This window comes from Brevundimonas sp., assembly GCF_004210735.1.
Lineage (GTDB): Bacteria > Pseudomonadota > Alphaproteobacteria > Caulobacterales > Caulobacteraceae > Brevundimonas.
On sequence record NZ_SDZL01000076.1, the window covers coordinates 1 to 8969 of the forward strand.

Below are 8969 nucleotides of genomic sequence, written 5' to 3' on the forward strand. Positions count from 1 at the left end.
AGCCCGATGCGGCCGCCCGTCTGACCGTTCAGAACACCGTCCAGCGTAAAGACGTCGCCCGCCACACTGTTGGTCAGGTCGATCACGCCCGAATTGTTCAGACGCTCCAGGCCCACGAAGGTCGCGGTGCGGGGCGCCGTCCCCTCGATCATTTCGATCAGGCCGGTGTTGTTCAGCACGTCGTCGCCGAGGCCGAAATCGCTGAGCCCGCCGGCAGTGAAGCGCCCGGCGTTGTCCAGCACGTCGTCATTCTCGGTCAGGTCGATGTGCCCGATGATGGTGTTCGCCCGATTTTCGATGTGCGTCGCGCCGCCCTTGATATCCAAGGCCGGTCCATGGGTCGCCGATACGCTGCCGTTCAGGATGACGCGGCTGCCGTCCCAGGCATCGATCCGAAGGCCGACCTCACCACCGCGCACCACGCCGCCCTGATCCAGGGTGAAATTGACCCTGCTGCCCGTCAAATCGATGGCGGCGCCGTGCTGGGCCGACACGCCGTTCTCGACGGTAATGGTCTGAGCAAAGTCCGAGTGAGCGACCAGACCATGGGCGCCCTGCCCGCTGACCGCGATCCGACCGATGGTGGCACTGACATCGCGCGAGGCGTCCAGCTGAACGCCGTGAGCCTGACTGCCTGTCGTCTCCACATCGGAGATGCGGGTCACAATGCTCTCGCTGGAGGCGGTGAGCGAGACGCCCACAGAGCCCGTTCCAGAAGTTCGCACCCGGCCGACCTCAAGGTTGACGCCGTCCTGGGCGACAGCCTGCACACCGATCGCGCCCGCGCCCGTGGTCGCGACTCTATCGACGGCGCCGCGGACCTGGACACCGCGGACATCCGCCCCGTGCGCCTGATCACCAGCGGTCGTCAGGTCGCCGAGACCCAGGGTCAACAGACTGTTCCCTTCGATATGGACCGCCGTCGCGCCGTCGCCCTGGGTGCTGACGGTCAGGGCCTGAACCTGGGCCTGGTCACGCAGCTCGGCCCAGATCCCGAAGGCCCCGTCGCCCCGGGTCGTGATGGACTCGGTAACGGCGATCTGGCCGCCGCCGCCGTTCTCGACCCGGATGCCGTGCGCCTGGGCGCCCGAGGTGGAGATGGTGTCGGCGAATACGGAGACGCGGCCCGGCTCGCCCATGTCGATATAAAGACCGCGCGAGCCGTCGCCGTGGGTGGTCAACGTCCCCACATCCACGGTGATGTCGGCCAAGGGCAGGCTGTTGATGCGCACGGCGTCGGCGCCGGCGCCGCGCGTTATGATCGAGTCGGCGTTCACCGTCGCCTTCAGCGCCGCCTCGATGCTGACGCCGTGTGAGCCGGCGCCCGTGGTTCCATCAGGGGTGGTGCGGCCGGTCGCCACATTGCCGAGGTTGAGGGTGGTTTCGCTGCCGTTGGCCCCGACATAGACGCCCATGGAATCGTCGCCGGCCGTCTGGATCGTGTCGGCGTCGATCGTCAGGATGCCGCCGTCGAGCTGGGAGAATACAGAGATACCTGTCGAGGATTCCCCCTGTGTGACGACCTCGCCGATGTCGATGGTGACGTCAGCGTCCCCGAGTACACTGACCCCTTCGGAACGGTCGCCCTGGGTCGATATGCGACCGACCGTCAGGGTGAAATCCTCGCCGGCCCAGCCGCCGATCCCGTTGGATGCGTAACCTGTCGTGGTGATGGATTCGAAGGTGAAATTGACCCTCTCGGCGGCGCTCAGGTAGGCGCCCGAGGCGTCATCGCCCGTCGTCGAGATCGAGCCGCCCGTCAGGTCGATCACGTCCGCATAAAGATAAAGTCCTTGCGAGCCTTCACCCGTGGTGGTGACGGAGCGAATGTCGCCGTCGATACGAGAGAATGTGGCGCCCGATGTCGTAACCCCCGTGGAGAAGTCGCCGCTGGTCGTGATCGCACCAAGGTCAAGCGTGACCGTGCCCCTGCCTTGAAGGAAGATACCCGACGCCGATTCACCAGCGGTCGTGACCTGGTCCAGGATCAACTCGGCCCGCGAGGTCGAGTTCAACACAACGCCGTCCGCCCCATCGCCCGAAGTGGTCACGGACCCAACATCAATATCAACCGAGGAGCCTGTCGCAAGGATTCCGCTTGTGCCCGTCGCATCGACCGATTGGCCGACAAGACGTATGCTATTGGCCGTCACCTTAAGGGCGCCCTGGTCTTCAAGGCCGTCCGGGTGGCCCGCAGTGATCGACCGGAAATCGACAGTCGCGGAACCCTGAGCGCTGATGAAGACGCCGGCGCCTGAGCTGGTGACATCACGAAGCCGAACGCTCGCGGAACGGACTCCGCTAATATAGACCGCCTCGAGGCCACCCGTGTGGGCCACATCGCGAAGCAGCACGCGGACATCAGCCGTAGGGGAATTATAGATAGCAACCGTGCTGCTGTCCGAAGTGAGGTCAATATTCTCGCCCAGTACGTTGACGCTAATCCCCCCCGATTGCAGGTCCAGCCCGTTATTGAGAACGGCGCCGTCCTGCAGTCTCAAGGTCAGGCTGGACGGCGTGGTGTAGGTCACCCGGTCGTAAGGTCCGCCGGCCGCCGTGCACACGACCTCGACCCCCGGCGTCACCGGGCCGCATTCGTCTGCGGCGAACGCCGGCGACCCCGTCGCCATCAGCAAGAGCGATCCGCCCAGGGCGGAGGACGACATCAGGGCGCGCAGGCTCGGGGAGGCGGAACGGCGGGTACGGGACATGGGGAGGACGACACCATTGACTGTTTACGACAGCCGATAGTGTTCAGCCTGCGCGCCCAGGTTGAGCGATCTGCGACAAAGGCCCGTGAGGGCGCGACGAAGCTTGGCCGCGACCAGGCCTCAGCCCCCGCGGTTCTTCACCAGGTCGTCCACCACCGACGGGTCGGCCAGGGTGGAGGTGTCGCCCAGGGCGCCGATCTCGTTCTCGGCGATCTTGCGCAGGATACGGCGCATGATCTTGCCCGATCGGGTCTTGGGCAGGCCGGGGGCCCACTGGATCACGTCGGGCGCGGCGATGGGGCCGATCTCTGTGCGGACCTGGGCGACCAAGGCGCGTCGCAGGTCCTCGGTCGGCTGGACACCCGTGTTGAGGGTGACATAGGCGTAGATGCCCTGGCCCTTGATGTCGTGGGGGAAGCCGACGACCGCCGCCTCGGCCACATCGTCGTGCAGGACCAGCGCGCTCTCGACCTCGGCCGTGCCCATGCGGTGGCCCGAGACGTTGATGACGTCATCGACCCGGCCGGTGATCCAGTAGTAGCCGTCGGCGTCACGGCGGCAGCCGTCGCCGGTGAAATACTTGCCCGGATAGGTCGAGAAATAGGTGTCGAAGAAGCGCTGGTGGTCGCCGTAAACCGTCCGCATCTGGCCCGGCCAGCTGTCGATGATGCACAGATTGCCCTCGGTCGCGCCATCCAGCACGGCGCCCTCGGCGTCGACGATCTGCAACTCGACGCCCGGCAGGGGCTTGGTCGCCGAACCGGGTTTCAGGTCCGTCGCGCCAGGCAGCGGGGACACCAGCACGCCGCCGGTTTCGGTCTGCCACCAGGTGTCAACGATGGGCAGGCGGCCGTCGCCGACCACTTCATGATACCAGCGCCAGGCCTCGGGATTGATCGGCTCGCCGACACTGCCCAGCAAGCGCAGGGATTTGCGGCTGGCGGTCTTAACCGGGGCGTCGCCCTCACGCATCAGCGCGCGCAAGGCGGTCGGCGCCGTATAGAAGATCTCGACCTTGTGCTTGTCGATGACCTCCCAGAAGCGGCTGACGGTCGGATAGTTGGGCACGCCCTCGAACAGCAGGGTCGTGGCGCCGTTCGCCAGCGGACCATAGACGCCGTAGGAATGGCCCGTCACCCAGCCCACGTCGGCCGTGCACCAGAACACCTCGCCCGGCCGATAGTCGAACACCAGTTCGTGGGTATAGCTGGCCCAGAACAGGTAGCCGCCCGTGGTGTGCAGCACGCCCTTGGGCTTACCCGTCGAGCCGGAGGTATAGAGGATGAACAGCGGATCCTCGGCGTTCATCGGCTCGGGCGGGCAGTCGGCCGTGACCTTTTGCGCCTCGGCCGCATAGTCCAGATCGCGGCCCGGAACGAAGGACACATCGCCGCCGGTGTGGCGAACCATCAGCACGGCGGTGACGCCCGCGACCTTTTCCAACGCCTTGTCGACATTGGCTTTCAGCGGGACGGTCCGGCCGCCGCGGCGCCCCTCGTCGGCGGTGATGACGAAGGTCGAACCACAGTCCTCAATCCGGCCGGCGATGCTGTCGGGCGAGAAGCCGCCGAAGATCACCGAATGGACCGCGCCGATCCGTGCACAGGCCAGCATGGCGTAGGCCGCCTCTGGGATCATCGGCAGATAGATGGTGACGCGATCGCCCTTCTTTACGCCGTTGGCCTTCAGCACATTGGCCATGCGGCAGACGCGCTCGTGCAACTGGCCATAGGTGACAGTGCGGCTGTCGGTTGGCTCGTCGCCTTCCCAGATGATGGCCGTGTCGTTCGCGCGGTGAGGCAGGTGGCGGTCGATGCAGTTGGCCGAGACGTTCAGAACCCCGTCCTCGAACCAGCGGATGCGGAAATCCGCCTTGTCGAAGCTGACATCCTTGATCCGGGTCGGAACGGTCATCCAGTCCAGGCGCCGGGCCTGTTCGGCCCAATAGATATCCGGCGTCTGGCGCGCTGCGATCCGGGCCGCCTCATAGCCCGCACGATCCATGTGGGCGCGGGCCGCCAGCTCGGCGGGGACGGGATAGATTTCCGGATCGGACACGGCGCGTTTCCTCAGAGTCTCTTGTCGTTGAAGCCAGCGAACAGCATGTCGCGCCCAAGGTCGAGGGGCCAGGCGGCCCCAAGCGTCACAAATACGCGGTCATCGACATTTCATCGCTCGCATCGGCGGGTCACGCCGTCCCGCTCGCCATCGGCCGGGCGCTGGCGTAGTCATGGGAAGCAACCACAGCGGGACCTATCATGCGCAAGATCGCCTTCCTCGCCCTTGGGCTTTCGCCCCTGCTGCTGGCCTCGGCCTGCGCCACGGCCCCGGGCGGCGCGGCCCCGCCCTTCGATCACCAGACGCCGATCACGGTGGGCGCGACCTCGACCTATCCGCTGGCGGCGCAGCGGGCCAAGATCGCGCGCATCGCCATGACGCCGGACGTCAGCTTCCTGACTGCCGAGGACCGTCAGGTGGTCAATCTGCTGAACGAGGCCGCCAACCTGATGTCGGTGATCTATCAGCGCCAGGTCAGCGAGCAGAACCCCGCCCTGCGCGCCGAGATCGCGGCGTCGAACCGGCCTGATCGCGACGCCCTGCTGGACATGTTCGACCTGCATTTCGGGGTGTGGGACAGCCTGGCCGAATATGCGCCCTTCTATGGCGACACGCCGCTGCCGCCGGGTCGGGCCCTGTATCCCGCCGACCTGACCAAGGCCGAGTTCGACGCCTGGCTGGCGGCGCATCCGGACCAGCGCGAGACGATGCTGGGCCTCTATACGGTCGTGCGCCGCGACGGCGACGGCTTCCGCGCCATTCCCTATTCGGAATACTATCGCGAGTGGCTGGAGCCGGCGGCGCAGAAGCTGGAGCAGGCCGCAGCCATCACCTCGAACGCCAGTCTGAAGCGGTTTCTGAGCCTGCGGGCGAAGGCGTTCCGCACCGACGACTATTTCGAATCCGACATGGCCTGGATGGACCTGGAAGGGCCCATCGAAGTCGTGATCGGCCCGTACGAGGTCTATACCGACACCCTGTACGGCGCGAAGGCGGCGTTCGAAGCCTATGTCACCGTCATGGACCCGGCCGAGAGCGCGGCGCTGGACAAGTACAAGGGCTACCTCCGCGACATGGAGGCGAACCTGCCGGTCGAGGATCGCTACAAGAATTTCCAGCGCGGCTCGGACTCGCCCATCGCGGTGGCTGAACAGGTGCACGGCGGCGGTGATAATGTGCCCGGCGTCCAGACCGTGGCCTTCAACCTGCCGAACGACGAGCGGGTGCGCGAGGCCAAGGGCGCCAAGAAGGTCATCCTGTCGAATGTGCTGGAGGCGAAATACACCCGCATCCTGCAGCCGATGGCGGCCCTGACGCTGGTTCCCGAACAGGCCGGTCTGGTCAGCAAGAAATACATGACGATGGAGACGCTGTTCCACGAGCTGGCGCACAGCCTGGGGCCGGGCTCGATCACCGTCGACGGCCGCGCCACCACGGTGAACGCCGAACTGAAGGACCTCTATTCCGCCAGCGAGGAGGGCAAGGCGGACGTGATGGGCGTCTGGAACCTGATGTTCATGATGGAGAAGGGCGAGATCCCGGCGGCCGAGACATCCGAGATGTTCGCCACCTATATGGCGGGCCTGTTCCGGGCCATGCGCTTCGGCATCGACGAGGCCCACGGGCGCGGCGCGGCGATGCAGTACGGTTATCTGAAGGACAAGGGCGCCTTCACCTGGGACGCCGCCGCCGGCCGCTATCGCGTCGACGACGCCCGGATGGCCGCGGGGGTGCGCGATCTGGTCCACGATCTGGTCGTGCTTCAGGGGGATGGCGACTATGACGGCATGAAAGCCTTCTTCGACCGCCACGCCCGCCTGGACGCGCACGCCGAGACGGTCATCGCCTCGATGAGCGCCATCCCGGTGGACATCCAGCCCATCTATCCCGAGCGGCTCTGACCCGCGTCAGCGCGCCCGGCGGAAGGTCAGGTTCAGGCGCGCGCGCCCGGTCAACAGGTGCCCGCCGTCCTTCAGCGTCAGCACGCCGTGCCAGTTCAGTCTGGCCGGACCGCCCCAGACGACGACGTCGCCGTGGCCCAGCGGAATCTTGCGCACCGGATCGGTTCGGTTGGGGCCGCCGAACTGGAAGACGACGGGCAGGCCCAGCGACACCGAGACGATCGGCTGGCCCCGGTCGCGTTCATCCCTATCCTGATGCAGGCCCATCTTGGCGCCGGGCTCATAGCGATTGATCAGGCAGCTGTCGGGATCGAAGCCGTCGAAGCCCGCCTGGGCCGCTGCGGTCGTGGCCAAGGCTCGAAAGGCGTCGGGCATGTCGGGCCAGGGCTGGCCGCTCTCGGGATCGCCCGGCTCATAGCGATAGCCGCGCCGATCGCTGACCCAGCCGAACGCCCCGCAGCTGGTCATAACCGCCGACAGCCGCCCGCCGCCGGGCGTCGTCATGTGGCGAAAGGGCGAGCGCGCGGCGACCTGCGCAACACCCTCGATCAGCGCCGCGGCCGATGCGAGCGCGAAGGCACGCAGGACGACGGCGCCGTCTTGCAGCCATTCGGTCGTGGGCGCGGCCGACGCATCGGCGAACAGGTCGGGTGTGGTCTCGGCGGACGACTTCATCACCTTTTCAGATAGGCGGCGCCGGGTCGGATAGCGACCCTACCGCGAGTTCATCTGGCCGCCTTAATCCCGCCCGATTCCGCTACGCATGTAGCGCTACATATGTAGCGATATACCTTCGGAGATCGTCGTGATCGAATCCCTGCCCCGACGTGAGCGTGAAGTGTTCGAGACGCTGTGCCGACTGGAGTCCGGGACGACCGCCGCCGTCCGCAGCGCCCTGGCCGATCCGCTCAGCGATTCCGCCATCCGCACCCTGCTCAGCCGACTGGAGGCCAAAGGGCTGGTCCAGCGCGAGGGAGGATCTGACGGGGTGCTGTATCGCCCCGTCCCGCGCACCGAGGCGGTAGCCGAAGGCGCGATGAAGCGGATGGTCGACACCTTCTTCGCCGGATCGGCCGCCAGCGCCGCGACGGCCCTGCTGGGCCTGGGTCAGCGGCTGACGCCGGAAGAGGCCGAAGCGCTGGAACGCGCCATCGATCAGGCCATGGAGCGCCGGTCATGATCTGGGTCGTCATTGTGTCTGCCCTGGTGAAATCCAGCCTCGTCGCGGGCGCGGCCTTGATGGCCGCGCGACTGCTGGGCCGGACGCCCGCCGACCGCGTCGACATCCTGCGCGGGGCGATCTGCCTGCTGCTGATGCTTCCGGTGCTGGGCGCCCTGCTGCCCGATCTGGACCTGCAGGTGTTGCCCGCCGTCCAGCCGACCTTCCAGCCGGTCGTGACCTTGTGGGAAGGCGAGATCGGCCCGGTCGCCGGGGTCGCCGTCTCAGGCGCACTGCCGTGGCCGGACGCCGCAGATCTGGGGCTGTGGGCGCTGGGCCTGTGGCTGGTCGGGATGCTGGCGCTGGGCGCACGGCTTGCTCTGGGCCTGTTCACGCTGGACCGCTGGACTCGCGAGGGCCGCGCCGTCAGCAGTCGCGACTGGCTGAGCGAACTGCGCCGTCTGTCACCTTCGCGCAGCCCGCAGCTGGTCGCCAGTGACCGCATTGCCGGTCCCCTCAGCTGGGGCATGGCGCCCGGCGTAGTGATGGTCGATCCGGCCAGCCTGGCCGAGCGCGACGCGGCGCCCGCCATCCTGGCCCACGAACTGGCGCACCTGCGCCGTCACGACTGGCTGTTCCTGATCCTGTCGCGGATGGCCGTGGCCGTCTTCTGGTTCAACCCGCTGGTCTGGCGCCTGCACGCCGAACTGGTCGCCCGCTCGGAGGAGGCCGCCGACGCCGCCGCCCTGCGCTCGGTCGACCGCCGTCTGTACGCCCGGGCGCTGGTGCGCTTGGCCGCCTGTTCTTCCGCCGTTCCGGGCGCCGCCGTGGCCATGGCCGCTGACGCCCGGACCCTGAAACAAAGGATCGCCTGCATCATGTCCGACGCCCCCGCCCGCCGCCGTCCGCTGACCGTCGCCCTGTCCGTCGCCGCCCTGGCCGTGGTCGCCACGCCGCTGGCCGCGCTGGAGATCAGCCGCCACGACTGGATCGCGCCGCCCGCACCGCCAGCCCCGCCCCAGGCGCCGGCCGCCCCGATCGCGCATCCCGCCTTTACCGTTCCGCCCGCGCCCCCGGCGCCGCCCGCCCCGCCTGCCGTTCAGGCTGAATCCCACGTCAGTTCGGACGGCGAAACCATGG

At 67.4% G+C, this 8969-nt stretch carries 6 protein-coding genes; 3 read left to right on the forward strand and 3 right to left on the reverse strand.

Going from position 1 to position 8969, the window contains the following annotated elements; translation table 11 throughout:
* Both EON91_RS12945 and acs read right to left on the reverse strand, forming a co-directional pair.
* A partial coding sequence (locus tag EON91_RS12945) for a hypothetical protein (RefSeq protein WP_292095492.1) occupies positions 1-2051 on the reverse strand: 2051 nt, incomplete at its 3' end.
* Positions 2052-2831: 780 nt separating this feature from the next.
* A complete protein-coding gene (gene acs, locus EON91_RS12950; protein ID WP_292095495.1) occupies positions 2832-4769 on the reverse strand; it encodes an acetate--CoA ligase in 1938 nt (645 codons plus the stop codon).
* Between the two features lie 200 nt (positions 4770-4969).
* On the opposite strand from acs, the gene EON91_RS12955 reads away from it, so the two are divergent.
* Complete coding sequence (locus tag EON91_RS12955) at positions 4970-6670, forward strand: hypothetical protein (RefSeq protein ID WP_292095497.1); 1701 nt, start codon at positions 4970-4972, stop codon at positions 6668-6670.
* 6 nt (positions 6671-6676) lie between these two features.
* Here EON91_RS12955 and alkB read toward each other — a convergent pair whose 3' ends face one another.
* Entirely contained in the window at positions 6677-7345 is a 669-nt protein-coding gene (gene alkB / locus EON91_RS12960; protein WP_292095501.1) for a DNA oxidative demethylase AlkB, read from the reverse strand.
* Between the two features lie 130 nt (positions 7346-7475).
* Between alkB and EON91_RS12965 the strand changes: the two genes are divergently transcribed.
* On the forward strand, positions 7476-7850 hold the full coding sequence (locus EON91_RS12965; protein ID WP_292095504.1) for a BlaI/MecI/CopY family transcriptional regulator: 375 nt from the start codon (positions 7476-7478) through the stop codon (positions 7848-7850).
* Positions 7847-8969: M56 family metallopeptidase (locus EON91_RS12970; protein WP_292095506.1), on the forward strand; the 1123-nt coding region annotated here is incomplete at its 3' end. The genes EON91_RS12965 and EON91_RS12970, both read left to right, overlap by 4 nt.